Origin of the sequence: Campylobacter sp. BCW_4332 (assembly GCF_001763175.1) — a bacterium.
Lineage (GTDB): Bacteria > Campylobacterota > Campylobacteria > Campylobacterales > Campylobacteraceae > Campylobacter_D > Campylobacter_D jejuni.
This window is the reverse complement of record NZ_MJYF01000061.1, coordinates 63,581-87,760: the sequence shown is the minus strand read 5'-3', so window position 1 is coordinate 87,760 and position 24,180 is coordinate 63,581. Positions and strand designations below refer to the sequence as shown.

23 protein-coding genes, 1 tRNA gene, 1 other RNA gene and 2 pseudogenes are annotated in these 24,180 nt (G+C 30.7%); 11 read left to right on the top strand and 16 right to left on the bottom strand.

Features of this window, described 5'->3' with window-relative positions:
• The 9 genes and pseudogenes from AJN64_RS06660 to AJN64_RS06620 all read right to left on the bottom strand — a co-directional run.
• Window positions 1-323: pseudogene (locus tag AJN64_RS06660) on the bottom strand (motility associated factor glycosyltransferase family protein); the annotation flags it as partial.
• A 9-nt stretch (window positions 324-332) separates the two neighbouring features.
• Window positions 333-1,574 (bottom strand): DUF2920 family protein, encoded by a 1,242-nt coding sequence (locus tag AJN64_RS06655; protein WP_053872553.1) that lies wholly within the window; start codon window positions 1,572-1,574, stop codon window positions 333-335.
• Complete coding sequence (locus AJN64_RS06650) at window positions 1,574-2,089, bottom strand: type II secretion system protein (protein ID WP_044794258.1); 516 nt, start codon at window positions 2,087-2,089, stop codon at window positions 1,574-1,576. Before AJN64_RS06650 ends, AJN64_RS06655 begins: the two co-directional genes overlap by 1 nt.
• The gene (gene tsaD, locus AJN64_RS06645) at window positions 2,090-3,097 is read right to left on the bottom strand and encodes a tRNA (adenosine(37)-N6)-threonylcarbamoyltransferase complex transferase subunit TsaD (protein WP_070292828.1); all 1,008 of its coding nucleotides are present in this window, start codon (window positions 3,095-3,097) and stop codon (window positions 2,090-2,092) included.
• Complete coding sequence (locus tag AJN64_RS06640; protein ID WP_070292827.1) at window positions 3,094-4,488, bottom strand: M99 family carboxypeptidase catalytic domain-containing protein; 1,395 nt, start codon at window positions 4,486-4,488, stop codon at window positions 3,094-3,096. The genes tsaD and AJN64_RS06640 overlap by 4 nt, the downstream gene beginning before the upstream one ends.
• A gap of 1 nt (window position 4,489) precedes the next feature.
• Window positions 4,490-5,560, bottom strand: a complete 1,071-nt coding sequence (gene dxr, locus AJN64_RS06635) for a 1-deoxy-D-xylulose-5-phosphate reductoisomerase (protein WP_070292826.1) — start codon at window positions 5,558-5,560, stop codon at window positions 4,490-4,492.
• On the bottom strand, window positions 5,557-6,282 hold the full coding sequence (locus tag AJN64_RS06630) for a phosphatidate cytidylyltransferase (RefSeq protein WP_002898671.1): 726 nt from the start codon (window positions 6,280-6,282) through the stop codon (window positions 5,557-5,559). The genes dxr and AJN64_RS06630 overlap by 4 nt, the downstream gene beginning before the upstream one ends.
• A gap of 8 nt (window positions 6,283-6,290) precedes the next feature.
• Window positions 6,291-6,629, bottom strand: coding sequence for a hypothetical protein (locus tag AJN64_RS06625; protein ID WP_002855905.1), 339 nt, complete (start codon window positions 6,627-6,629; stop codon window positions 6,291-6,293).
• Between the two features lies 1 nt (window position 6,630).
• Window positions 6,631-7,938: an NFACT RNA binding domain-containing protein gene (locus AJN64_RS06620; protein WP_002905937.1), complete on the bottom strand. Its 1,308-nt coding sequence runs from the start codon at window positions 7,936-7,938 to the stop codon at window positions 6,631-6,633.
• Window positions 7,939-7,999: 61 nt separating this feature from the next.
• Here AJN64_RS06620 and AJN64_RS06615 point away from each other — a divergent pair, with 61 nt between their 5' ends.
• From AJN64_RS06615 to AJN64_RS06580, 8 genes and pseudogenes are all read left to right on the top strand, one after another.
• Window positions 8,000-8,575, top strand: a complete 576-nt coding sequence (locus AJN64_RS06615) for a molybdenum cofactor guanylyltransferase (RefSeq protein ID WP_002855734.1) — start codon at window positions 8,000-8,002, stop codon at window positions 8,573-8,575.
• Window positions 8,572-9,561, top strand: a complete 990-nt coding sequence (locus AJN64_RS06610) for a phospholipase A (RefSeq protein ID WP_053872549.1) — start codon at window positions 8,572-8,574, stop codon at window positions 9,559-9,561. The genes AJN64_RS06615 and AJN64_RS06610 overlap by 4 nt, the downstream gene beginning before the upstream one ends.
• An 85-nt stretch (window positions 9,562-9,646) precedes the next feature.
• Window positions 9,647-10,615 (top strand): ABC transporter permease, encoded by a 969-nt coding sequence (locus AJN64_RS06605; RefSeq protein WP_053872548.1) that lies wholly within the window; start codon window positions 9,647-9,649, stop codon window positions 10,613-10,615.
• Window positions 10,608-11,546 carry an iron chelate uptake ABC transporter family permease subunit gene (locus tag AJN64_RS06600; protein ID WP_044780297.1) on the top strand — a complete coding sequence of 313 codons (939 nt, stop codon included), beginning with the start codon at window positions 10,608-10,610 and terminating at the stop codon, window positions 11,544-11,546. The genes AJN64_RS06605 and AJN64_RS06600 overlap by 8 nt, the downstream gene beginning before the upstream one ends.
• Window positions 11,543-12,298: an ABC transporter ATP-binding protein gene (locus tag AJN64_RS06595; RefSeq protein ID WP_044780298.1), complete on the top strand. Its 756-nt coding sequence runs from the start codon at window positions 11,543-11,545 to the stop codon at window positions 12,296-12,298. The genes AJN64_RS06600 and AJN64_RS06595 overlap by 4 nt, the downstream gene beginning before the upstream one ends.
• Before the next feature lie 12 nt (window positions 12,299-12,310).
• The gene (gene ceuB, locus AJN64_RS06590; RefSeq protein WP_053872858.1) at window positions 12,311-13,303 is read left to right on the top strand and encodes an enterochelin ABC transporter substrate-binding protein CeuB; all 993 of its coding nucleotides are present in this window, start codon (window positions 12,311-12,313) and stop codon (window positions 13,301-13,303) included.
• Between the two features lie 155 nt (window positions 13,304-13,458).
• Window positions 13,459-13,680 carry a hypothetical protein gene (locus tag AJN64_RS06585; RefSeq protein WP_002853781.1) on the top strand — a complete coding sequence of 74 codons (222 nt, stop codon included), beginning with the start codon at window positions 13,459-13,461 and terminating at the stop codon, window positions 13,678-13,680.
• A pseudogene (locus tag AJN64_RS06580) lies at window positions 13,681-13,963 on the top strand (type II toxin-antitoxin system RelE/ParE family toxin). It begins immediately after the preceding gene.
• A gap of 208 nt (window positions 13,964-14,171) precedes the next feature.
• Here AJN64_RS06580 and AJN64_RS06575 read toward each other — a convergent pair.
• The 4 genes from AJN64_RS06575 to nrfH all read right to left on the bottom strand — a co-directional run bounded on the left by AJN64_RS06575 (window position 14,172) and on the right by nrfH (window position 17,378).
• Window positions 14,172-14,261, bottom strand: a tRNA-Ser gene (locus tag AJN64_RS06575).
• Between the two features lie 63 nt (window positions 14,262-14,324).
• The gene (locus AJN64_RS06570) at window positions 14,325-14,879 is read right to left on the bottom strand and encodes a membrane protein (protein WP_002892921.1); all 555 of its coding nucleotides are present in this window, start codon (window positions 14,877-14,879) and stop codon (window positions 14,325-14,327) included.
• 136 nt (window positions 14,880-15,015) lie between these two features.
• Window positions 15,016-16,848 (bottom strand): ammonia-forming cytochrome c nitrite reductase subunit c552, encoded by a 1,833-nt coding sequence (locus AJN64_RS06565; protein ID WP_070240329.1) that lies wholly within the window; start codon window positions 16,846-16,848, stop codon window positions 15,016-15,018.
• Window positions 16,849-16,862: 14 nt separating this feature from the next.
• On the bottom strand, window positions 16,863-17,378 hold the full coding sequence (nrfH, locus tag AJN64_RS06560) for a cytochrome c nitrite reductase small subunit (protein WP_010891930.1): 516 nt from the start codon (window positions 17,376-17,378) through the stop codon (window positions 16,863-16,865).
• 187 nt (window positions 17,379-17,565) lie between these two features.
• On the opposite strand from nrfH, the gene AJN64_RS06555 reads away from it, so the two are divergent.
• Entirely contained in the window at window positions 17,566-19,650 is a 2,085-nt protein-coding gene (locus AJN64_RS06555; protein ID WP_053872787.1) for an RNA degradosome polyphosphate kinase, read from the top strand.
• Between the two features lie 85 nt (window positions 19,651-19,735).
• Here AJN64_RS06555 and ssrA read toward each other — a convergent pair.
• Window positions 19,736-20,094: a transfer-messenger RNA gene (ssrA, locus tag AJN64_RS06550) on the bottom strand.
• Window positions 20,095-20,505: a hypothetical protein gene (locus AJN64_RS06545; RefSeq protein WP_002783915.1), complete on the bottom strand. Its 411-nt coding sequence runs from the start codon at window positions 20,503-20,505 to the stop codon at window positions 20,095-20,097.
• Window positions 20,506-20,595: 90 nt separating this feature from the next.
• On the opposite strand from AJN64_RS06545, the gene ruvB reads away from it, so the two are divergent.
• On the top strand, window positions 20,596-21,603 hold the full coding sequence (gene ruvB, locus AJN64_RS06540; protein ID WP_002862037.1) for a Holliday junction branch migration DNA helicase RuvB: 1,008 nt from the start codon (window positions 20,596-20,598) through the stop codon (window positions 21,601-21,603).
• 3 nt (window positions 21,604-21,606) lie between these two features.
• Window positions 21,607-22,650 (top strand): AI-2E family transporter, encoded by a 1,044-nt coding sequence (locus tag AJN64_RS06535; RefSeq protein ID WP_002881482.1) that lies wholly within the window; start codon window positions 21,607-21,609, stop codon window positions 22,648-22,650.
• 29 nt (window positions 22,651-22,679) lie between these two features.
• On the opposite strand, the gene fumC is transcribed toward AJN64_RS06535, so the two are convergent.
• Window positions 22,680-24,071, bottom strand: a complete 1,392-nt coding sequence (gene fumC, locus AJN64_RS06530; RefSeq protein ID WP_002854099.1) for a class II fumarate hydratase — start codon at window positions 24,069-24,071, stop codon at window positions 22,680-22,682.
• Window positions 24,072-24,180 lie beyond the last annotated feature (109 nt).

Sequence of the window (24,180 nt, the reverse complement as noted above, 5' to 3'; positions counted from 1 at the left end):
AAAAGTTCTATTTCGCTTTCAAATACAAAAAGATGTTTATAGTGTTTAGCTAAATTTTTAATCAGTAAAGCATTGCCTATACCATAAATACATATAAAAGGATATCTAGGAGTTTTTTCTAAAATACTTTGATAGAAAAAATTTAATTCTTCTTCTAAATTTTCATACATAAAAACATTATGAGTTTTATCATAGATATTTAAATTTTCATCTATATTAAAACGAGAACAAGTTTTATTTTGTATGAAATTTAAAAGTTTATTTCCTAAGGGTTCATTTACTCCACTTAATAAAGCTTGTATGTTTTTTTCTAGTATGGTCATTAGGTTTCCTTAAATTTTATCTATCTTTAACAATATTTTGTCATCTTTTTCGCTAAATTGATACAACAAATCCTCACAAGGATAAGAGATACATTTTTCTTTACAATCTTTTTTTGAATTTTGTTTTATTTTTTCTAGCATTAAAGGAAGTTCTTTCTTAATCAAAAGTTTTACCGGAATTCCCATGCCATGATTTAAGTTTTTAATAAATTTTCCATCAACTTGAGATTCTTTAGTAATAGAATGCAAAGTTGCATCAAAACCAAGTTTCTCAAGCTCTTTATAAAGCATAGTTTTTTCTTTTAAAGAAACATACTCATCATACAATGAATGATAACTTATAAAGCAAGTTTTTAAACATTTTGATTGTTCTAAAAGATGATCTTCCTCTAAAAGATTTCGAATTTTTCTTCTTGCGGGAGAAAAAAAATGAGGTGATGAAGAATTACTTGTCCAAAAAGTTTTTGTCGAACAATGTGTTTTAATATGATGAAAAAAATCAAAAGTAGCAAATTCGCTATACTGCATAAAATCTATTTCCTTTCCAAAACCGACAACTCTCCATAAAAACTTAGCATATGCAGAATTATCCAACACTCCATCTATTAGCCAAGGTGCAATTTTAGCGGCTAAATGTGCTAAATATCCCCCATGAGAACTACCTATCATAATAACTGGTATACCCCCCCCCATAGTGTCAAAAGGAGCATTTTTCTTAAGATAAAGTGCAACATTTAAAAGATCTTGAGCTTGCATGATCCCAAAATTTTGATATTCATTTTTTGCTGGTTGCAAACTTACATGTAAATTTAAAAAATAATTTGGTGTAAAATTACCTTTTTGCTTGCCTTCTATTATTTTATTATTTACAAAATGAAAAATTTCACTCATTTGTTCATAGTTTGAAATTTTATCAACATCATAAGGAAGCTTGATATCCGCAGCTTCACAACTTACTTTTAAAATAAGCTTGTCTATATCATCTAAATAAAAAGTTGATCCAGTTTGAGGACGATTACCAATACAATGATAATTTACTCCAACTACAGCAGTATTAAATTGTCTTACCATATAATCACCAACATATTGGATCGATGATATATCATCGCCCATACCTTGCACCACAAACACCAAAGCTTTGGGTGTTTTTTCATTATCATACCAAAGCTTAAATTCAAGCTTTGATTCTCTTTTTATACCAAGTTCTGCATCATCACAAGAATCAATCTCATAAGTTTTACTCACTATCATTACATTCCCCCTATTAAAAGATAAGTTTTGCTCGCTAGGTTTTTAAAATTTTCATTCTTACTTAAAATCACACAAGCTTTATTACTAGAAGAGCTTGTAAAGTCTATATTTTCTAAATCTTCATGAGTCTGATTGGCTGCGTTGATGATAGCATTTTTACTTGCCTCATTGCTTGAAATTCCCATGAGTATAAAATCAGCTTTATTTATAAAAACAAGTTTTAAGCATTCTTTATCATCGCCTACGCGAAAATTTACTTCTTTTGTGCCGTTAAAATTGCCAAGATCAGCATTTTCAACCCCGCTTACATTACTCATCGTTTTTATGGAGCTTAAATGATCATTTTTTAAAGTATAAATGCTTATATCATTGATCAAAGTTTTAAGGTTGTTTAAAGACTTGCTAACTTCAGCTTCATCCTTGCTTGAACTCATTTTTGGTAAAGCAATAGCAGCTAAAATTCCCAAAATAACAATCACAAAAACAAGTTCTAATATAGTAAAAGCTTTTCTCATCTATATCCTTGAAAAATTTTTATTTTTAGGGCTTAAAATATCTTCTTCTATACTTACAAATTCCTTTTTTTCATAAGCATCAACTGCGGCTCTTGCTATCATCAAAGCATTATCGGAGCAGAATTTTAAAGGAGCTAGTTTTAAATTTGCATTATATTTTTGACATAAATTTTGCAAACGCGAACGCAAGTGAAGGTTTGCACTAGCTCCACCTACAACGCCAAAATTTTTAAATTTATAAACATTAAAAATTTTTTCTAATTTATCCATGATATGATCACAAGCTGTATTTTCAAAGGCATAGGCTATTTCTGCTTTTGTGTCTTCATTTAAATTTTCATGCTTTAAAATTTCCAAACGCACTGCATTTTTAAGTCCTGAAAAACTGAAAGCAAGTTCTTTAGAATGCTTTAAAGGTATGTTAAAAGAGATATTTTTAAGTTTGGCATTTTTTGCTAAATTTTCTATGATGACCCCACCAGGATAACCTAAATTCATCATTTTGGCCACTTTATCAAAACTTTCTCCAAAGCTATCATCATTTGTGCTTGCTAAAAGCTCTAAGTTTGCATCATCTTTAAGATAAAGCACCATAGTATGCCCGCCACTAACAAGCAAAATTCCCATATCTAAAGAAATTTTTTCTTCTAAAAAAAGACTATAAATATGACCTTTAAGATGATTTATAGGGATTAAGGGTAAATTTAGAGCACTTGCTAAGGTTTTTGCCATAGAAATTCCACTGAGCAAAGAAACGCTAAGCCCAGGTTCATTTGTCACAGCTATGGCACAAAGATTTTTAAAATGCTCTTTGCATTGCCTAAGTATCTTTGGCAAAGCTTCGCTATGAAGTCTTGCAGCAAGTTCAGGCACCACTCCCCCATAGATACTATGATCTAATTCTTGGGAAATTTTTTTATGAAATTTACACTCTAAGGTATTTTTATCAATGATAGCTATAGAACTATCATCGCAAGAACTTTCTATAGCTAGGATAAGATTTTTCATTCAAATTCCACTAAAATAGAACCTAAGAATTTATCTTTTGATCTTGCCATTTTAAGAGTGTTTAAATCCAAATTTTTAGCATTTTTGATCAACTTGCTATTGGTATTTGCCTCTAAAAGTTGTTGCAAATTTACCCCTCTTAACTCATAAAATTCCACTCTATAAATTTTACCTGCCATATCTAAAGAGTATTGTGTTTGCATATTTTTTTTATGAACTAAAATACCACTTTCATCTTTTCCATGATCAAAGCCTATGATATTTACGCGTACATTAGCTATCTTTGGGATAAGAAAATTCTCTTTTACTTTTACCTTACTTCCAAAAGAAGCTGTGGTTTCATTACCATCAACTTGAAAAGTTATTTCATTAAAAGCATCGCTAAATTCTAAATACTCAGGATATAATCTTGTTTGAAAACGATTGCCATACTGGATATAAAAAGAATTTCCTTCTGCGATAACAGCGGTAAGTTCATTACTTGTATTATAATTTAACTCTTTATTTACCGGAAAAGGCACATAATTGATAACCTTTCTTGGATTTTTTAAAGAAAGTAAAATTCTATCATCAAAAAGTTTCACTTCAAGCTCTTTATTTATGGCTTTATCAACCCCTTGTGGAGTGAGTTCAAAATCTCTGCTAAATTCAATTCCTGCGGTTTTTAGATAATTTTCAATTGCCAAAAGATGATAATAAGCTCTTAAATTTACAGGCAGATTTTTACTCGCTTCATTTGCAAAAGCAGCTTTGTGATTTGAAATCACAAAATAAGTCAAAGCTTTAAGCATTTCCGTATCGCCAAGCTCTTGGGTTTTGGTATTTTTAAGATGATAAGCATGCTTTGGATCAGCAAGTGAAGAATTGACACTATTTACGGTTTGAGTAGCGATATTTTCAAGATCAGGGTATTTGCTTGCATTGATTTCGCTTGTGTCAATCACGCTTGAATTTCCCCAACGCTTAGGATTTTGCATCGCATCGATATAAGTGGGTTTATAAAAACCCCAACCATCGTGAAGATTGATCACCATACTAACTTCAGGAAGTAAAATAAGCTCTTTAATGCGTTGAACGGTTTTATAATCAGGATCTTTTGGGCTAATGCTTGCAAATTTACGGTTTAAATCCCCATTATTCCCACGAGAACGCTTTATAATGCTATCAAAAGCTAAATTTGGAGCCACTATAATCTTACCCTTAGTGATATTATAATCACTCAAAAGCAAACTTGCCGCATGAAATCCACCAGGCTCATCGCCTTGAATTCCACCAAAAATCAAAACTGTATTATTATCATCTAGGCTTTTTCCATTTTCTCCTACGCTAAAGTCTAGCTCTAAGGCAAAAATACTTGTTATAAAAAATAAAATTATTAAAAAAAATTTCATTTTAACTCCTTAAATACTCTCTTGTTTTAAAATCATACTCAAAAACTTCTTCTATACTTGAAATTTTAGGCACTCCAAAGTGATCAAGAGCTTTAAAAATGCATTTAGCAATGTCTAAAAATCTACTTTTATTTTCTAAAAAATTATAAACACCAACTTCATTAGCAGCATTGATGATAACACCTAAATTTGGCTCTTTTAAAAATGCATTTTTAAGCTTAAAAATAGGATATTTTTTTGTGCTAATTTTATGAAATTTTAAAGCGGGCATTTTGCTAAAATCAACAGCCTCTAAAATAGGCATATCTTGTTTTTCAAATATAGCATCTGAAATAGCTAATTTCATATCTGCTTTTGAAAAATACGCCGTGCTAGCTCCATTTTTAAATTCACACATTGCATGCACTAAAGATCTTGGTTCTATTAAAGCATCAATTTCTTTAAAATCATATAAATGATAAGCCTCTATAATCTCAAAAAGCTTATTTGCCATAGTCGCACTATCTATAGTGATCTTTGCCCCCATGTTCCAATTAGGATGTTTTAAAGCATCTTTGACACTGACTTGATTTAAATCTTTGATTTTATACCTATAAAAAGCTCCACCACTTGCTGTGATATAAAGTTTTGCTATATTTTTTTTGTCTTCGAGTAAAAATTTTAAAGCCGCATGCTCACTATCAACGGGTAAAAATTTAGCCCCTTTTAAAAAACTCCCAGCCACAACAAGACTTTCTTTGTTAGCTAAGGCTATGTTTTTGCCAAGTTCTTTAGCCTTTAAAGTGCTTTTAAGTCCTGCAAAACCTACAATAGCATTGAGTAAAAGCTTGTCTTGGCATTCTGTTAAAATTTGCTCTAAACCTTCTTGTCCTATAAAAACTCTATCGTGTTTAACTAAATACTTATTTTTTGAATCTTTTATGGCAACAAATTTGGGCTTAAATCTTGCGATTTGCTCATTTAAAAGAGTGATGTTATCCCCACAAGCTAAAGCAGAAATGGGAATGTTTTTTAAAGCAGCAAGTTTAAGAGCATTTACTCCTATACTACCCGTACTTCCAAAAAGTATCATAAAAGAGCAACCATCACAAAAGCAGCAATGATCACCGCATCGATCCTATCGAGCACACCCCCATGACCAGGGATAAGATCTCCACTATCTTTTACACCTGCTTCTCTTTTAAAATAACTCTCAAGCAAATCCCCAATCACTGCAAAAATCGCTACAAAAAACGAACAAAGCAAAGAAAGCCAAAAACTATAAACAAAAACTCCCAAAATAGTTCCAATAATACTCGCACAAATCAAGCCGCCTATAACACCTTCTAAGGTTTTGTTTGGACTTGTTGGAGAAAAAGGAGTTTTACCCATAAGTTTTCCGATAAAATACGCCCCACTATCACAAGCTGCAACAATAATGATAAGCCAAAAAAGTGCAAACATACCCTGATCTAAATACACTTGCCAAAGTGCTAAAATAGGCAAACTAGGATAAATATAAATAAGAGCTGGTTTTAAGGAAGCCTTTTTATAAACCAAATATCCAACGACTAATAACAAAGCTAAAATCCCAAAAAGCAAAGCTTTATGCGATAAACTTCCCAAAATAAAAGCTATAGCCAAAGGGATAATAGAAATATTTTCTAAAGCAAAAAGTTTTTTTGCTTCACTAAAAGATAGATACAATAAAACCGCAAAAACGATAAAATTGATAAAAAATTGATCAATCAACGCGATAATAATAATAGCCCCTATCATCACAAGAGCTGAAATAATTCTAGTTGTATTAAACATATTTTTCCTTATATACTAATATCTAAGCGATGAATGCTTTGTGCGTCTTTAAAATTTGGATCTTTAGACTCATCTTCTTCATTTTTCTCATCATCGCTGGTTTTAGCTTCTTGATTGTGTTTTTTCTTTTTTTCTTCTTGTTCGGCTTTTTCTTTGATCTCTTCTTTGATTTCATGAGTCTCATTGACTTTTTCAAGCTTGTTTAAAGTTTTTTCTTTTTCATTAAATTCAGCCATATTTAGCGTAGCTGCAAAACCTTCTTTTGCAAGCTCATTGCTTGCTTGTGTAGCTGGATAAGCCATATTTTGATTTATATAATTGACATTTCCTAATGGGCTAACTGGCATTTTAATCCTTCGTGATATTAATACTTTTAAAATTTGTATAATTTACAAACGCCTTTTGCTGAACCTTAACAAAATTTTTTAAGGTATAATCGACCCAATACGAACCTTTCTTTAACTTAGAAAAGCTTACACAAAGCCTTGCAGCAAATTCTATCACATCAAGGCTGATTTTTTGCTTGTTTGATACAATCAAAGTATGTGCACTAGGAATATCCCTTACATGAAGCCACAAATCATCTTTTTTAGCATTTTTAAGTAAAAATTCATTGCCTTTTTCATTTTTACCCACGCAAATTTTAAACTCATTAAAATAAAAATTTGCCACAAGATCTTCTTGTTTATGATCTTGATTTTTTTTGCTATTTTTTTTAGGTAGTAAAATTTCAAGCTCTATCTCACTCTTAGCTTGAAGCAATAATTCTTTTAAACTCAAGGTAAAATCTAACTTTTCTTTTAAATTTTGCCTTTGTATGTTTAAATTTTTAGCTTTTTGTTCTAATTTTTTGGCATTTTTATAGTATAAATTAGCACTTTGCTTAGGACTAAATTCAAGCTTAAATTCAAGCTCTTTGCCTTCAAAATCATCAAGCTTAAATTCCCTTTCATAATCTTTTAAAACACTCAAATTTGCAAACAATACATCAGCCCTTTTTCTGTATTCTAAAGCTTTTAAGAGTAAAGAATTTTCTTCATCTAAACTAGAAAAAAGTTCTTGTAAATTTTGTATTTTTTTATCCACTTGTGCAAGTTTTAAATTTTTTATTTGTTTGATTTTACTCTCATAAATGCTTGTAAATTTGCGAGAAAAATAATCTGCAAAGTCTTTAATTTCCTCAAAATTTTCATCCATTTTATAAGGCTTTAAAGACTCTAAAATCACATTAGGTTTTACAACACGATAACTTTTATCAATATGCCTTAAAGCCTCTATGATCAAATCTTTTTCATCTGTAAGAATAACATTGGTATTTTTACCCGTAAATTCAAAATAAATTTTGCTCTCATAGCTTTTATAAGCCTTATTAGCTTTTACACTAAAACATAAAATACGATTGCCTTCAAGGACTTTAACTTCCTTTATAAAAGCATTGCTAAAATACTTTTTAAGCATAAAATCAAAAGGTGCATTATAGTTTTTTGCATTAAATTTAGCTGTATAAATCGCACTCATTGCACGAGTGAGATCAAAAATAAATCTTTCTCTGTCAAAGCTTAATTCCAAAATATTGTCATTGATACGCTTGATAAAATCGATTTTTTTAAACTGAGAAAAAAAAGTTTGCAATTGTAAAAGTTCTGTGTATTTCATAAAAGAAATTATAAAATATTTTAGCGAATTTGTGGTAGAATTAAACTAAAAAAGGAAATTTGTGCAGCTTAATGAGCTAAATTGCGTGATTTTATGTGGTGGTAAATCTAGTCGTATGGGACAAGATAAAAGCAAATTGATTCTTAAAAATCAAAATTTAACTCAATTTCAAGTAAATAAATTTTCTAAAATTTTTAAAAATGTCTATGTGAGTGCAAAAGAAGACAAATTTGAAAACCATTTTAGCTTGATAAAAGATTCTTTAGAATTTGAAGTTTACTCTCCTATGCTTGCGCTTTACTCTATACTTTCAAATTTTAAAAATGAATTTGTTTTTGTTTTAAGTGTAGATAGTCCTAAAGTAGGTGAAAATGAGCTTTTAAAAATGCTTCCTTTTTTAGAGCAAAACTATAAAATAATCATAGCCAAAACTCCTTTACATAAACATCCCTTGTGTGGCTTTTATCACAGCTCTTTAGCTCAAACTTGTAAAAATTTCTTAGAAAAAAATGAACAAAAAATAGGACTTTTATTTTCTGAGATTAAAACCAAATTTGTAGAATTTGAAGATGAAGATGCTTTTTTAAATCTTAATTTTTATGAAGAATATGAAAAATTTAAAAGTGAGTTAAAATGAGAAAAATTGCTTTATTTTTAAGCTTATGTGTTTTTATATGGGCTAGTGATTTACAACAAGCTTTAGAGTATGAAAAACAAGGCGATTATAAAAAAGCTATGGAAATTTACAAAAAACTCGCTTTAAAAAATTCATCTGTTTTAATCCCTCAAGAACAAAATAAAACTAAACAAACTACTCAAAATGAAAAATCTATTATTGCAGCCAAAGAAGAAAGACAAGATTTTGCTCGTCTTGCCTTGGCAAATTATCTTGAAGAAGATGAATACTTTAACCCTCTTGGCATTAGTGCTTATAAAATGAATTATTTTCTACCTTTGGCTTATAGTTTTAACTCTCTAGAAGAAAATCACAATAAAAGTGAAGCTAAATTTCAACTTAGCATTAAAAAAAGGCTTTTTGAAAATTTGCTAGGATTGGATGAAAAATATTATATAGCCTATACTCAAACTTCTTGGTGGCAAATTTATGAACATTCTTCTCCTTTTAGAGAAACCAACTATCAGCCAGAATTTTTTATAGATTTTCCTTTGTATCTTAAAGATTATGAATTTTTTAACAACCTACGCGTAGGTATATTGCATGAAAGCAATGGTAAGGGAGATGAGAATTTGCAATCTCGCTCATGGAATAGAATTTATGTATCTACAACTATTTTATATAATAAATTTTTATTTGTCCCACGCCTTTGGTATAGAATTCCTGAAAGCAAAAAAGATGATGATAATCCTGCCATCTTGCATTATATGGGAAATTTTGATGTGAATTTAGCGTATTTAGGCGATGATTATTTTATCAATCTTATGCTAAGAAACAATCTTAAATTCCGCAATAACAAAGGCGCTATACAAGTTGATCTAGGATATGATATTTTTAATAACGGAATTTATTGGTATTTACAATACTTTAATGGCTATGGAGAAAGCCTTATAGACTATAACAAACACTTGCAAAGACTTTCCACTGGATTTTTGATTTCTTACTAAAATATCCTTTGTTGTTTTATCATTTCTTAAAACAAATTTCATTACAATTTCATTTTTGATAATTATTATTACTATAAGGAAAGATTTGTTTTTTAAGCATATATTGAGTTTAAAAGTGCTTATAGCTTTACTTTTATTCTTTGGAATGATAAGTTTATTTATAGGAGTTATCAGTATCAATGTAAAAGATATTCTTAATCTTGACTCCACTCAACTAGAAATCATAACTCTCACAAGAATTCCTAGACTTATAGCGATTTTACTCACGGGAATGAGTCTTAGTATATGCGGGCTTATCATGCAACAACTCACGCAAAATAAATTCGTTTCCCCAACTACAGCAGGAACTATGGATTGTGCTAAATTTGGCATACTTGTTTCTTTAATATTTTTTGCTGGAGCGTCTTTTTTCACTCAAGCTATCATTGCATCTGTATTTGCGCTTTTGGGTTCTTTTATATTTATCCAAATTTTAAGAAAAATCAAACTCAAAGATGTGATTTTTGTACCTTTGATAGGCTTGATGTTTGGAGGCATTATTAGTGCTATAACCACTTTTTTTGCCTATGCTTTAAATTATATACAAAATATCCAAGGCTGGTTACAAGGCAGTATGGCAAATGTTATGCAGGGAAATTATGAATTGCTCTACATTTCTTTACCACTTTTTATACTTGCTTATTTTTTAGCTCATAAAATCACCATAGTTGGCATGGGCGAAGATATAGCTTTAAATCTTGGAATTTCTTATAATGGTATATTATTTTTAGGCTTGATGATTGTAAGCATTATCACTAGTTTAGTGATTGTAAGCGTTGGGATTATCCCTTTTTTAGGGCTAATTATCCCAAATTTAGTAGCTCTTTATCTAGGTGATAATCTTAGAAAAAATCTTATCTATATAGCACTTTGTGGAGCTTTGTTTTTACTTGTTTGCGATATCATTTCAAGACTTGTCATCTTTCCTTTTGAAATGCCTTTAAGTATCACTACAGGTGTTTTAGGATCTTTAATCTTTATCTTTCTTTTGTTAAAAAGGAAAGTTTATGTGTAAAAAAATGCTGATTTTAAGCTTTTTAACACTTGGTATGATAGGGATTTTTATACTTGTGGGTTTAAACGGCTTTGATGAGTACGCCTTAAAAAGTCGTTTTTTACAAATTGCAGCTATTATCATAGTAGCTATTTGTATCGCTGTTTCAACAGTAATTTTTCAAACTTTATGCAATAACAAAATTCTAACCCCTGCTATCATAGGATTAGATTCTTTATATATGTTACTTCAAAGTGCTCTTATCTTTTCTTTTGGTGCGGCTAATTTAAGTGTTTATAAAAACGATATTAATTTTTTAGTTACTCTGGTTTGTATGGTAGTTTTTTCACTAGGACTTTATAAAATTTTATTTAGTAGCGACAGAAGCATTTATCTTATCATGCTTTTAGGCTTAGTTTTTGGAACACTTTTTAGCACTTTAAGCTCTTTTTTTGAAGTATTAATCGACCCTGATGAATTCATGGTAATACAAGGAAGAATGTTTGCTAACTTTGATAATATTGCTTTTGATGTTTTAATTCTTGCTTATATTATTAGCTTTTTAAGTTTTATATGGATTTTTCGCTATATGAAATTTTTGGATCCTTTAAATTTAGGCAAAGATTTAGCGATAAATTTAGGGATAAATTATCAAAAAATTTCAAAACAATTGATGATTATCATAGCTATTTTAACTTCTATTAGCACCGCACTTGTAGGTCCTATAACCTTTTTAGGACTTTTGGTAGTAAATATCACTTATGAGCTATTTAAAACTGCAAAGCATAGTATTTTGCTAAGTGCTTGTATACTCATTAGCATTTTAGCTTTGCTTGGAGGGGTATTTTTTGTCTCTAGAGTTTTTGATTATAATGCCACTATAAGCGTGGTTATTAATTTCTTAGGTGGGATATATTTTATCTATCTTGTATTAAAGGGTAATAAATTATGATTAAACTAAAAAATATCACCAAATTTTATGACAATAAAGCCATTATTTCAGATCTTAGCCTTGATTTTCATAAAGGCAAAATCACTTCTATAATAGGAGCCAACGGTGCTGGAAAATCCACTCTTTTAGCTCTAGCAAGTCGTTTGATAAAACCTAGTAGCGGAGAAATTTATATCGATGGAATGAATTTAAAAGACTATAAAGAGCAAATCTTAGCACAAAAAATTTCCATTCTCAAACAACAAAACAATATCAATTTAAGATTAAAAGTTGAAGAATTAGTCGCTTTTGGGCGTTTTCCGCATTCTCAAGGAAGACTTAATGCAAACGATAAAATCAAAATCAATGAAGCTTTAGAATACATGGGGCTTAGTAACTTAAGAAATGAATTTTTAGATACATTAAGCGGCGGACAAAAACAAAGAACTTTTATAGCCATGATCATCGCTCAAGATACTGAATTTATAATGTTTGATGAACCTTTAAACAATCTTGATATGAAGCATAGCGTACAAATCATGCAACTAATGAAAAATTTAGTCAAAGACTTTAACAAAAGTATAGCTGTTGTATTGCATGATATTAATTTTGCTTCGATTTATTCTGATGAAATCATAGCCTTAAAAGATGGGAAGCTTTTAAAACAAGGTTCAAAAGATGAAATCATCAATCAAGAAAATTTAAAACAAATTTATGATATGGATATACCCGTAAGTCAAATTGATGGTAAGAAAATTTGTATTTATTTTTAAAAAGGAGAAAATATGAAAAAATCTTTAGTTTTTGCATTTTTTGCATTTTTTTTAAGTCTATTCTTAACTGCTTGTAATTCAAACTCAAATGAAAACAACGCAAGCTCTACAACAAAAACCAACACTGCTACGGTGAAAATTTTGCCTATCAGCATGAGCGATGAAGGTGATAGTTTTTTAGTAAAGGATAGCCTAGGAGAAAATAAAATCCCTAAAAATCCTTCTAAGGTAGTGATCTTGGATCTTGGAATTTTAGATACTTTTGATGCTTTAAAATTAAACGATAAAGTCGCAGGCGTTCCTGCTAAAAATTTACCAAAATACCTACAACAATTTAAAAACAAACCTAGTGTAGGTGGAGTGCAACAAGTTGATTTTGAAGCCATTAATGCTTTAAAACCTGATCTTATCATCATTTCTGGACGCCAAAGTAAATTTTATGATAAGTTAAAAGAAATAGCTCCAACTTTATTTGTAGGTCTTGATAATGCAAATTTTTTAAGCTCTTTTGAAAATAATGTTTTAAGCATTGCAAAACTTTATGGTTTAGAAAAAGAAGCTTTAGAAAAAATTTCAGATATTAAAAATGAAATTGAAAAAGCCAAAAGCATAGTTAATGAAGATAAAAAAGCTCTTATCATTCTTACAAATTCTAACAAAATTTCAGCCTTTGGTCCTCAATCTCGCTTTGGGATTATTCACGATGTTTTAGGGATTAACGCAGTAGATGAGAATATAAAAGTAGGCACACATGGCAAAAGTATCAATTCTGAATTTATACTAGAAAAAAATCCTGATTATATTTTTGTTGTTGATAGAAATATCATTGTAGGCAACAAAGAACGCGCTCAAGGCATACTCGATAATGCGCTTGTCGCTAAAACCAAAGCAGCACAAAACAAAAAAATCATCTATCTTGATCCAGAATACTGGTATTTAGCAAGTGGAAATGGACTAGAGTCTTTAAAAACTATGATTTTAGAAATCAAAAACGCTGTAAAATAATACAATCTCGCAAGGGCTAGTCTCTTGCTTTGATGCTTAATAAAATACTTGGAATTTTCAAGAAAGTTTTAGTGGCGGACAGAGAGGGATTTGAACCCTTTTTTTAAATAAAAAATGTTTTTATGTTATAATAAATCTTTAAAAAAGAGTAACAAATGAACTTAGAATTTTCAAAAGAAACTCAACATTTTTTAACCAATTATTGTAAAGATAACAATTTAAGTGAAAAAGAAGTTTTAGAACTTGCTTTAAGTTATTTAGAACATAAAATAAGAATTGATGGTTATAAAAAGGATATAGAACTTTACAAGCAAGATAAATTAAAGACTTTAGATTTTGATGAAACTTTTAATGATATTAGAAAAGATTTAGAATAAATGAAAATTGTTCCAACTCCTAAATTTAAAAATGAGCTTAGGTATATTGTTAATTTTATAAAATTTAGATAGTTCTTTTTATGCTAAAGAATTTCTTAATGATATTAATTCAATTTGTAAAAATCTTTCTTTTATGCCTTATAAAAATAGAAAATCTTTGTCTTTTGATAATGAAAATATAAGAGATTTGATTTTTAAAGGTTATATTATCCCTTATCTTATCGATAAAAGTAAAAATGAAATTGTGATTTTAGGCATATATAAAAGTAATCTTTGGGATTGATTTTATATTTTATTTTTTTAGAATTCTTACTTCCATATTAGCATTCTTTTTCATCTAATTTCTTAAATAATTCCAAAATATCTTATTTTCTAATGGATTATTTTCCAATTTTAGAATAATATTTATTTATTATAGTTCTAGATTATTCTTTTTTTTCAAATATATAATGTTGATATATAAATACTTGGAATTTTCAAGAAAGTTTTAGTGGCGGACAGAGAGGGATTTGAACCCTCGAGACCCGTTAAGATCTGCACCCTTAGCAGGGGTGTGGTTTCAGCCACTCACCCATCTGTCCAATAAAGTAAAGTATGATTATACAAAAAAATAAATAATACCTAGCTTAAAAAGCTAGGAAAAATCAAAGGCTAAGATAAGCCAAAAGCAAAGTTACAACAACCCCTACTCCAAGAACTGCAAATTGTTTACTTCTATCTTTTTTATTTGCAAACAAAGTAATCATAAGCCCTGAAATATAAAGCATAAATAAAGTAATACCAAAGCCTACGCTAAGCACAGAAAAATACCAAGCACCCTTATCTTTATGAAGCATAATCATATCTCCAAGTAAAGATCTTGTTTTTAAGGTAATGTTGTATTCATTAGTAGAATTTTGAGTTATATTAGCACTATAATGAGTTCCGCCTATTGTTATGCCTTTATCTTTACTTTTAATGATATCTGTATTAGATGGCACTTTTAAACCATTTGTTTTTAAGTACTCTATTAAGGCTTCTCTTTCTTTACCACTTTCTATAACTTTTGACAATTGATACTGCTCAACTTTCAAACCCACATCTTGATTAATACCAAAAATATATGCTATACCCGTTAAAGCAAAAAGCAAAGCGCAAGGCAAGAAGAACAAACTAAGATAGATATGAACCTGTCTAAACAATTTATTTTTATTGATCATTTTAAATCCTTTTTGATTATCAAAATTTGTGATATTTTGACAAAACAAAGTGAAGTAAAAGTGAACTTCAAATAAAAAGTTTATATTTTTTAAAACAAATAAAAGAAAAAGCCCTATGATTTATAGGGCTTAAGAATTATTTTTTATCAATCACTTGATAATTATAAGGAACAAGCTCTTTATCATGCTCTAAAAGTTCTTTTGGAGGATTACCATTAACATCTTTTTCATCTGCATAGTAACGCTCTCCAGCTTTATGGCCATTAACATCTACTTTATAGTAAAGCTCTCCTGGATTAAATTTTTGAATATCTTCAAAACCTAAATTTGAAGTTTTAAAATCTTTAATTCCGTTTGCTGTCGCAATTTCTACAAGTTTAGTTTGTCCCATTCTTGCCATATCAACAGCTTGCAATAACATTCTTGAAGCTTCGCGAGGATTATGGAAACCAGTTGAGTTTTCAGCATTAACAAAATCCGCTCTCATTTGGGCTTTACGATGAAGTTCTAAAACTTCTTTTAGTTCTTCGCTAATTTTTTTCGCATCAGCTTTTCCATCGCTTTGGAATTTTTCCATATTGCCTAATTCATCGCGTAGTTTTTTAGTATCCATAATCAAACTAACAATTGCGTACTCTGCAGTTCTTTGATCATGTGCAACGCTATTTTGTATGTCAAGTACTTGAGCTTTTAAATAATCTTCGCTTTGTTTATGACAAGACTTACAAGCAGAGTTAATATCTCTTAAAGGAGAAGTGATATTGTGTTGAGTAACCTTTTTAGCCCCTTCTCTAACATAAGGCATATGACAATCCACGCAACTTACTCCATTTGCAGCATGCACACCGCCACTATAAAGTTCACTTTCTGGGTGTTGAATTTTAATAATTTGTGCCCCTGTTAATTTATGAGTAAAATCAGCTCCAAATACTCCACGAATTTTATCATAATAATCATCTAGCATTTCAATTCTAAATGGTTGTCCTTTTTTCCACTCACTCCAAGGAAAAGTTAAAACTATACCATCGGTTTCAATCTCTTTAGCTTTATTTCCATCTCTCCAAAATTCATACTCATCATAATTTTTCTGAGTTCCATTCCACCATTTTTTAGAACTATCATCTACAATAGTTTCACCCATTACTTTTACTTTTTCCCCTGTTGGTTTAAAATAGTATTCAACATGGCATTGAGAGCAAACTAAAGTTCTCATTTCTTCCCTTGTAGCTTTTACGCCTTGTACCGGATCTTTTTCATATCCCCTAGAAACTAAAGCATTAATAGCTGCTGGACGAGTAAGTCTTAAACTCATATCATTTGGATTGTGACAATCTGCACAAGTTACGCCCATTCTTTTACCACCATGTGGGCCTGCATGTTCAGGTGAATTTTCTACTATACCATCAACAGCTGGGATATTTTTAATCATAGTCCAATAATTTGTAGAATTAAAAGCAGTAAAATCCCCTTTAGCAACATTTTTTATAAGCCATGGAGTCCATCCACTATGACAATTCATACAAGCTGCAGGTTGACCTTTAAAAGCAGCAAGTCCATGGGCATTAAGAAAATCTTTGTTGTTTCTTGCTGTTTTCATTTGATCTACTTGAACCCAAAAATGCCCTCTTTCTTCATTGAAATCAAGGCTAAAAGGATATCCTGCCCAAAGTATGGTTAATTGAGGAAAGCGAATCAATTTTGAATAAGCTAAATTACCACCAAACTCAGTAGCCTTAGGCTCTTCTTTTTCAACTGTTAAATACATTTTTAGTTGCTCTGGGAAAACCTTACCCCATTTTTCAAAATTTGGATCATCATCGCTAAGCAAAGAAAAATCAGCATTTGCTGCAATAGCATTTTTATTTGCTTCATCTTCTTTTTTTTGATTGATATCATTATTTAGCCATAAAACTCCCGCTATAAGTAAAACCAAAACAACAATACCCAAGCGTAAAATATTTTTTTTCATTCATCTTCTCCTTATTAAATTCCGTGTTTATGTCCAACATCTTTATGACAAGAAGCACAATTTAATGACTTGTCTGCATGTGGATTTGTTGTAGCATTGATAGCTGTTTGAGCAAAATCTGCATGACAGCGTATGCAGTTTTCTTGCACCATTTTTCTGCTTTTTTCAGTCGCACTCAAATTTGTAGGCAACTCATCAAGTTTAAAAGTAAAAGCATAAGCATGCCCTAAACCACTTTGAGCTTTAGCTATCCATTTAGCTACAAAATTATGTGGCAAATGGCAATCCACGCAAGTTGCCCTAGGTTCGCCTTTGACTTTTTGAGAGTGCGGCCCTGCCATGTATTCATTATAAACTTCATTCATAATATGGCAGTTATTACAAGATTCGCTTGCATTGCTTAAATAAGATGTGCCCTTAGCGTTATAAAAAGTATAAAACCCAACCGCAAAGAAAACAAAAAGCAAAACAAGAAAAATAGTAAAAAGATTCGAAGTTTTCTTCAAAATTTTCCTCCTTAAAATTATCATTTCTTAAAATCTTCAATAGAACAATAATGTCACAGAATTTCCCAGAAATAAATTTTGTAATTTTAACATAGATGAATTTAATATAATTTTAAAGATATATTTACTCTTAATTAACCTAAAAAATTTGAAACTTTTATTCAATAATTTTAAAATAAATGATAAAATATAACAAAAAAAGGAAAAATTAATGCAAATAAGTCCTGATATGTTTATCAATCGCGAACTTTCTTGGCTTCGCTTTAATTCTCGTGTTTTAGACCAATGTTCTAAAAATTTACCCTTATTAGAAAAATTAAAATTTATAGCTATATATTGCACTAATTTAGATGAATTTTATATGATACGCGTTGCAGGCTTAAAACAACTTTTTTCAGCTGGAGTTAATGCAAGCAGTAGCGATGAAATGACCCCTTTACAACAATTAAAAGCCATACGCAAATATTTACACCAAGAAAAAGAGCTTTTGGAGCATTATTTTAATGAAATCACAAGTGAATTAGAAAAAGAAAATCTTTTCATAAAGCATTATGAGAATTTAGATGAAAATTTAAAACAAAAATGTGATGAGTATTTTTTCTCTAATATTTTTCCTGTTATTGTTCCAATAGCTGTTGATGCGACTCACCCTTTTCCGCATTTAAACAACTTATCTTTTTCACTAGCGGTTAAAATTTGTGATAAAGCACATCCTGAACTTGTAAAATTTGGAATGATTAGAATTCCAAGAGTTTTACCTCGTTTTTATGAAGTAAGTGCAAATATTTATGTTCCTATAGAAAGTATAGTCCATCAACACGCAGAAGAAATTTTTCCAGGCTATAAACTCTTAGCTTCAGCAGCATTTAGAGTGACTAGAAATGCAGATATAGTAATAGAAGAGGAAGAAGCTGATGATTTTATGATGATTTTAGAGCAAGGCTTGAAGCTTCGCAGAAAAGGAGCTTTTGTAAGATTGCAAATTCAAAAAGATGCAGATGAGCAAATCGTAGAATTTCTTAATACTCACATGAAAATTTTTCATAAAGATGTTTATGAATATTCTATTTTACTCAATCTCCCTAGCCTTTGGCAAATCGCAGGAAATAAAACCTTTACACATCTTTTAAGCCCACTTTACACGCCTAAAACTTTACCACCTTTTGATGAGAATTTATCTATTTTTGATGCTGTAGAAAAAGAAGATATACTCATCATACAACCTTTTGAAAGTTTTGATCCAGTTTATAAATTTATCAAAGAAGCAAGCAAAGATCCTGAAGTAATTTCCATAAGAATGACACTTTATAGAGTTGAAAAAAATTCCAATATAGTTCAAGCTTTAATTGATGCTGCAAGCGATGGAAAACAAGTAACTGTGATGGTAGAATTAAAAGCACGTTTTGATGAAGAAAATAATCTTCATTGGGCGAAAGCTTTAGAAAATGCCGGAGCTCATGTTATTTATGGCATTACAGGTTTTAAAGTCCACGCTAAGGTTTCTCAAGTCATACGCAAACAAGGGGATAAGCTTAAATTTTATATGCATTTAAGCACAGGAAATTACAATGCAAGCAGTGCTAAAATCTATACTGATGTGAGTTATTTTACAAGCAAAGTAGAATTTGCAAGAGATACGACAAAATTTTTTCATATCTTATCAGGCTTTAGTAAAAACCGTCGTCTTCAAACTCTTTCAATGAGTCCAAATCAAATCAAAGAAAAAGTTTTAGAAATGATACGCATTGAAACAAGCAAGAAAAATGAAGGTGTGATTGTAGCTAAAATGAACTCTCTTGTAGATAGTGATATCATACAAGCTCTTTATGAAGCAAGTATGGAAGGAGTGCAAATCGATCTTATCATACGCGGAATTTGTTGCTTAAAACCTGATGAAGAATACAGCAAAAACATACGCGTTAGAAGCATCATAGGAAAATACTTAGAACATGCTAGAGTATTTTATTTTAAACATAGTGAGCCAAATTATTTTATATCGAGTGCAGATTGGATGCCAAGAAATTTAGAGCGTCGCTTAGAACTTATGACTCCTATATATGATGAAAGAAGCAAAGCTAAATTAGCTCAATTTTTACGCTTACAGCTTAGCGATAATGTTTTAGCTTATGAGCTTAAAAACAATGGAGAATATGAAAAAATTCCTTCTTCTGAAAAAACCATAGATTCTCAACAAACCTTAGAAGAATATGTAAGTAAAATTTATAAAACACTTAAAAAAGATACAGATCAAAGTCGTGCAACGCACTTAGCTTCCAAACTTTTCAAAGAAAACTAAAAGTTTTTAGGGTTTTATACCTTAAAAACTTTAAACTATGAATTTTTATTAATCTTCAAATTTCAATAAATATTAATTTTAAAACTGGTGGAAGCGAGGGGAATCGAACCCCTGTCCAAAAATAATCCCACAAAGATCTCTACATGCTTAGCAAAGATGACTACTTCACCCTACTTCGCTCATCTTCCAAAACTCAAAAGCAAGGCTAAGACTTTATTTCACCTCAACGCTTGTCAAACGCAAGGCTACACTATCAAAAATGACCGAAAATTAAGCTAGATAGTATGACTTAAATTTCAGGCTCAACTGAACTTACGCAGCTTTAGCGTAAGCAGGAGCGAATTTAACGTTGTTTGCGTTTAATTTTATTTGGGCTTTTTACGCTTTGCCCAAAGCGACATGCCATCTAAGCAGACTTACTCCTGTCGAAGCCAAGTCGCTCCCTTATTTAGAAATAATATTTGGAACATTAACAATTAAAGGATTAAAAACCGCTAAAACAGAATCATCATTTTCATATGAACGACAATATTTTTCAAACTGATCGCTCATCAAAAGCATCCAATCCGTAAATTCATCACTAGCAGGTCCGTTAAAGCGATTTGCTTGCGCCATCATCTCTTCACAAAATACACAAAAATCAGTCACTTCTTCAAGATTTAAACGTCTTGCTGCCCAAGCGGTATTGTGTGCTAAAGTTTCAAGCTCTTTTATAGCTTCTTTATAACGCACACTATCGCTTCCAAGCTTGATGATTAAAGGTTCAAACCTATCGCACATGGTTCTAAAAAATTGTAAAAATTTTTCTATATCGTCAATTTCATAATCTAATTCTAATTTTGTTAAAATTCCCATTTTTAAACCATAATCATTAAAGTTTAATGTAAATTCTAGCAAATTTTAGCTAAAATCTTATTTTAATTTTTCCAAAATATAAGCAAAGATATGGATAGAATAGTAGAAATAGAAAAATACTCCTTTGATGAAACTTACGAAACTTCGTTGCGTCCTTCAAATTTTGATGGTTATATAGGTCAAGAAAGCATTAAAAAAAATTTAAATGTCTTTATAGCTGCAGCTAAAAAACGCAATGAATGTTTAGATCATATACTTTTTAGCGGTCCTGCAGGACTTGGAAAAACAACACTAGCTAATATCATCTCCTATGAAATGGGTGCAAATATCAAAACAACCGCCGCTCCTATGATAGAAAAAAGCGGGGATTTAGCCGCTATTTTAACTAATCTTAGTGAAGGAGATATACTTTTTATCGATGAAATTCATCGCTTAAGCCCTGCTATCGAAGAAGTGCTTTACCCTGCGATGGAGGATTACCGCCTTGATATTATCATAGGTAGTGGCCCAGCTGCTCAAACCATAAAAATCGATTTGCCAAAATTTACTCTTATAGGGGCTACAACACGTGCAGGTATGCTTAGTAATCCTTTGCGAGATCGTTTTGGCATGCAATTTAGATTAGAATTTTACAAAGATAGCGAACTTGCTCTCATCTTGCAAAAAGCAGCTTTAAAACTTAATAAAACTTGCGAAGAAAAAGCCGCACTTGAGATCGCTAAAAGAAGTCGTTCAACCCCTAGAATAGCTCTAAGGCTTTTAAAAAGGGTAAGAGATTTTGCTGATGTTAATGATGAAGAGATTATCACAGAAAAAAGGGCTAATGAGGCCTTAAATTCTTTAGGAGTTAATGAGCTTGGTTTTGATGCGATGGATTTAAGATATCTTGAACTTTTAACCGCTGCTAAGCAAAAACCTATCGGGCTTGCAAGTATTGCTGCGGCTTTAAGCGAAGATGAAAATACCATAGAAGATGTAATCGAGCCTTATTTGCTTGCTAATGGCTATATAGAACGCACTGCAAAAGGGCGTATAGCTAGCACAAAAAGCTATAGTGCTTTAAAATTAAACTATGAAAAAACTTTATTTGAGGAGTAAATTTTGCAAAATGGAAAAATCTTTCTTATAAGCTTTATTTTAGTTATTTTATTTCTTTTGCTTTATCTTTTTAAAGGTTTTTTACTTGTGATTATCATAGCTAGTTTAATGGCGGTAGCTACCTCAAACATCAATGCAAAATTTTTAAATCTTACTAAAGGACATAAATTTTTAGCTTCCATTTTTACAACAGCTTGCATGGTTTTGCTTTTCTTTGCACCTTTTGTTTATGCCATGATAGAACTTGCCAAAGCTTTAAAGAATTTTGATATCAATTTAGTCACACAAACACTTGATTATGTCAAAAACTATCAATTTACCTTGCCTGAAAGCTTTAATTTTTTAGAACCTAAAATCAAAGAATTTTTAGCTTCTATAGATTTAAATAGCATTTCTAAACAAATTCTAAGTTATGCTTCAAGTTTTACAAAATCAGGAGCTAAATTTCTTATAGATATGGTTTTAATTTGTGTGTTTTACTTCTTTGCAAATTTATATGGAACAGAACTTGTTATCTATCTTAAATCCATCATTCCTATTGATAAAAAAGAACTCGATGATGTTTTAAGTGAAGTGGGTAATGTTATGGCTGTTGTGCTTTACTCTATGGTGATTGTAGCGATATTTCAAGGTGCACTTTTTGGTTTAATCACAATGTTTTATGGTTATGATGGAATTTTAATGGGAGTAATTTTTGCTGTAAGTTCTCTCATACCTGCTATAGGAGGAGCTTTAATTTATGTGCCTGTAAGTCTTTATGAATTTGCCTCAAACAATCTTAACTCAGCTCTTGTTATTTTTATTTATTCTGTAATTGTAATTTCTTTTATAGCAGATACTTTAATCAAACCTTTAATCATCAAATGGATCAACAAAAAACTTGTAAAAACCCCAACCAAAATCAACGAACTTTTAATTTTCTTGGCTATGATAGCAGGAATTTCTACCTTTGGTTTTTGGGGTATTATACTAGGTCCTGCGATTTTAACCTTTTTTGTATCAACTTTAAGAATGTATGTGATTTTAAAAGATAAGAATTTAATTTAACTTGCCTTAAAAAAGGCAAGTTTTATGTTCTAAGCTTTTGGGCCTATCATTTTAGTAGGATCAACAAATTTATTGAAATCTTCTTCGCTAACCAAACCAAGCTCCATTGCACTTTCTTTTAAAGAAATACCTTTTTTATGGGCATTTTTGGCTACTTTAGCAGCATTTTCATAACCTATGTGTGGATTTAGAGCGGTAACTAGCATTAAAGAATTATGAAGATTATGATCGATTTTTGCACGATTTGGTTCTATACCTACAGCACAATGGATATTGAATGAATGCATAGAATCAGCCAACAAATCAAGACTTTGCAAGAAATTATAAATAATCACAGGCTTAAACACATTAAGTTCAAAATTTCCTTGACTTGCTGCAAATCCGATAGCTGCATCATTTCCCATCACTTGTACAGCAACCATAGTAACAGCTTCACACTGAGTAGGATTTACCTTACCTGGCATAATCGAACTTCCTGGCTCATTTTCAGGGATGATAAGCTCACCAAGACCGCATCTTGGACCTGAAGCTAACCATCTTATATCATTTGCAATTTTCATTAAATTTGCAGCCAAACCTTTCATAGCTCCATGAGTGAAATTGATCGCATCATGACTTGTTAAAGCATGAAATTTATTTGGACTTGAAACAAATTTCGTACCTATAAGTTGAGTTAGTTCTTCACTTACTTTTTGGCTTAATTCTGGATGCGCATTAAGTCCTGTTCCTACTGCGGTTCCTCCTATAGCAAGTTCTCTTAAAGTTGGTAAAGAAGCGATGATTTGCTCTTTTGAATGCAAAAGCATAGAAAGATATCCACTAAATTCTTGTGCTAGAGTAAGTGGCGTAGCATCTTGTAAATGCGTGCGTCCTATCTTGATAATACCATCAAATTCTTTTACTTTTTTTTCAAAAGTTGCAATAAGCTCATCAAGCGCAGGGATGAGCTTTTTCTCTACTTGCTCAACCGCAACGATACTCATAGCAGTTGGAAAAGTATCATTTGAACTTTGACTCATATTAACATGATCATTTGGATGTACAAGCTTTTCTTTTCGAAAATCTCCGCCCATGATTTCAGTGGCACGATTTGCAATAACTTCATTCATATTCATATTGCTTTGCGTACCTGAACCTGTTTGCCAAATCGCAAGTGGAAAATTATCATCAAATTTACCTGCGATAATCTCATCACAAGCTTGAACTATAGCATTTTTTTTAGCATCATCAAGTTTGCCAAGTTTGTTATTGACTAAAGCTAAAGATTTTTTAAGATTTGCAAAAGCATAGATTAAAACCTTTGGCATTTTCTCACAACCGATTTTGAAATTTTCAAAACTTCTTTCAGTTTGCGCTCCCCAATATTTGTCATTTGGGACCTTAACTTCACCCATGGTATCATGTTCAACTCTGTATTCCATAGTGTTTCCTTTCTAGAAATATTGTTAGAATTATTTAAGCAAAAATAAGCATAAAATTAGCTTATAATTTAAAATTTATTTATAATTTTTGAAGTATTTGAAAGTTATG

Bases quoted from the DNA above. Each gene is read 5' to 3' on its own strand.
- AJN64_RS06655 (WP_053872553.1), bottom strand. From the start codon at position 1,574: ATGATAGTGAGTAAAACTTATGAGATTGATTCTTGTGATGATGCAGAA.
- AJN64_RS06650 (WP_044794258.1), bottom strand. From the start codon at position 2,089: ATGAGAAAAGCTTTTACTATATTAGAACTTGTTTTTGTGATTGTTATT.
- tsaD (WP_070292828.1), bottom strand. From the start codon at position 3,097: ATGAAAAATCTTATCCTAGCTATAGAAAGTTCTTGCGATGATAGTTCT.
- AJN64_RS06640 (WP_070292827.1), bottom strand. From the start codon at position 4,488: ATGAAATTTTTTTTAATAATTTTATTTTTTATAACAAGTATTTTTGCC.
- dxr (WP_070292826.1), bottom strand. From the start codon at position 5,560: ATGATACTTTTTGGAAGTACGGGTAGTATAGGAGTAAATGCTCTTAAA.
- AJN64_RS06630 (WP_002898671.1), bottom strand. From the start codon at position 6,282: ATGTTTAATACAACTAGAATTATTTCAGCTCTTGTGATGATAGGGGCT.
- AJN64_RS06625 (WP_002855905.1), bottom strand. From the start codon at position 6,629: ATGCCAGTTAGCCCATTAGGAAATGTCAATTATATAAATCAAAATATG.
- AJN64_RS06620 (WP_002905937.1), bottom strand. From the start codon at position 7,938: ATGAAATACACAGAACTTTTACAATTGCAAACTTTTTTTTCTCAGTTT.
- AJN64_RS06610 (WP_053872549.1), top strand. From the start codon at position 8,572: ATGAGAAAAATTGCTTTATTTTTAAGCTTATGTGTTTTTATATGGGCT.
- AJN64_RS06600 (WP_044780297.1), top strand. From the start codon at position 10,608: ATGTGTAAAAAAATGCTGATTTTAAGCTTTTTAACACTTGGTATGATA.
- AJN64_RS06595 (WP_044780298.1), top strand. From the start codon at position 11,543: ATGATTAAACTAAAAAATATCACCAAATTTTATGACAATAAAGCCATT.
- ceuB (WP_053872858.1), top strand. From the start codon at position 12,311: ATGAAAAAATCTTTAGTTTTTGCATTTTTTGCATTTTTTTTAAGTCTA.
- AJN64_RS06585 (WP_002853781.1), top strand. From the start codon at position 13,459: ATGAACTTAGAATTTTCAAAAGAAACTCAACATTTTTTAACCAATTAT.
- AJN64_RS06570 (WP_002892921.1), bottom strand. From the start codon at position 14,879: ATGATCAATAAAAATAAATTGTTTAGACAGGTTCATATCTATCTTAGT.
- AJN64_RS06565 (WP_070240329.1), bottom strand. From the start codon at position 16,848: ATGAAAAAAAATATTTTACGCTTGGGTATTGTTGTTTTGGTTTTACTT.
- nrfH (WP_010891930.1), bottom strand. From the start codon at position 17,378: ATGATAATTTTAAGGAGGAAAATTTTGAAGAAAACTTCGAATCTTTTT.
- AJN64_RS06555 (WP_053872787.1), top strand. From the start codon at position 17,566: ATGCAAATAAGTCCTGATATGTTTATCAATCGCGAACTTTCTTGGCTT.
- AJN64_RS06545 (WP_002783915.1), bottom strand. From the start codon at position 20,505: ATGGGAATTTTAACAAAATTAGAATTAGATTATGAAATTGACGATATA.
- ruvB (WP_002862037.1), top strand. From the start codon at position 20,596: ATGGATAGAATAGTAGAAATAGAAAAATACTCCTTTGATGAAACTTAC.
- fumC (WP_002854099.1), bottom strand. From the start codon at position 24,071: ATGGAATACAGAGTTGAACATGATACCATGGGTGAAGTTAAGGTCCCA.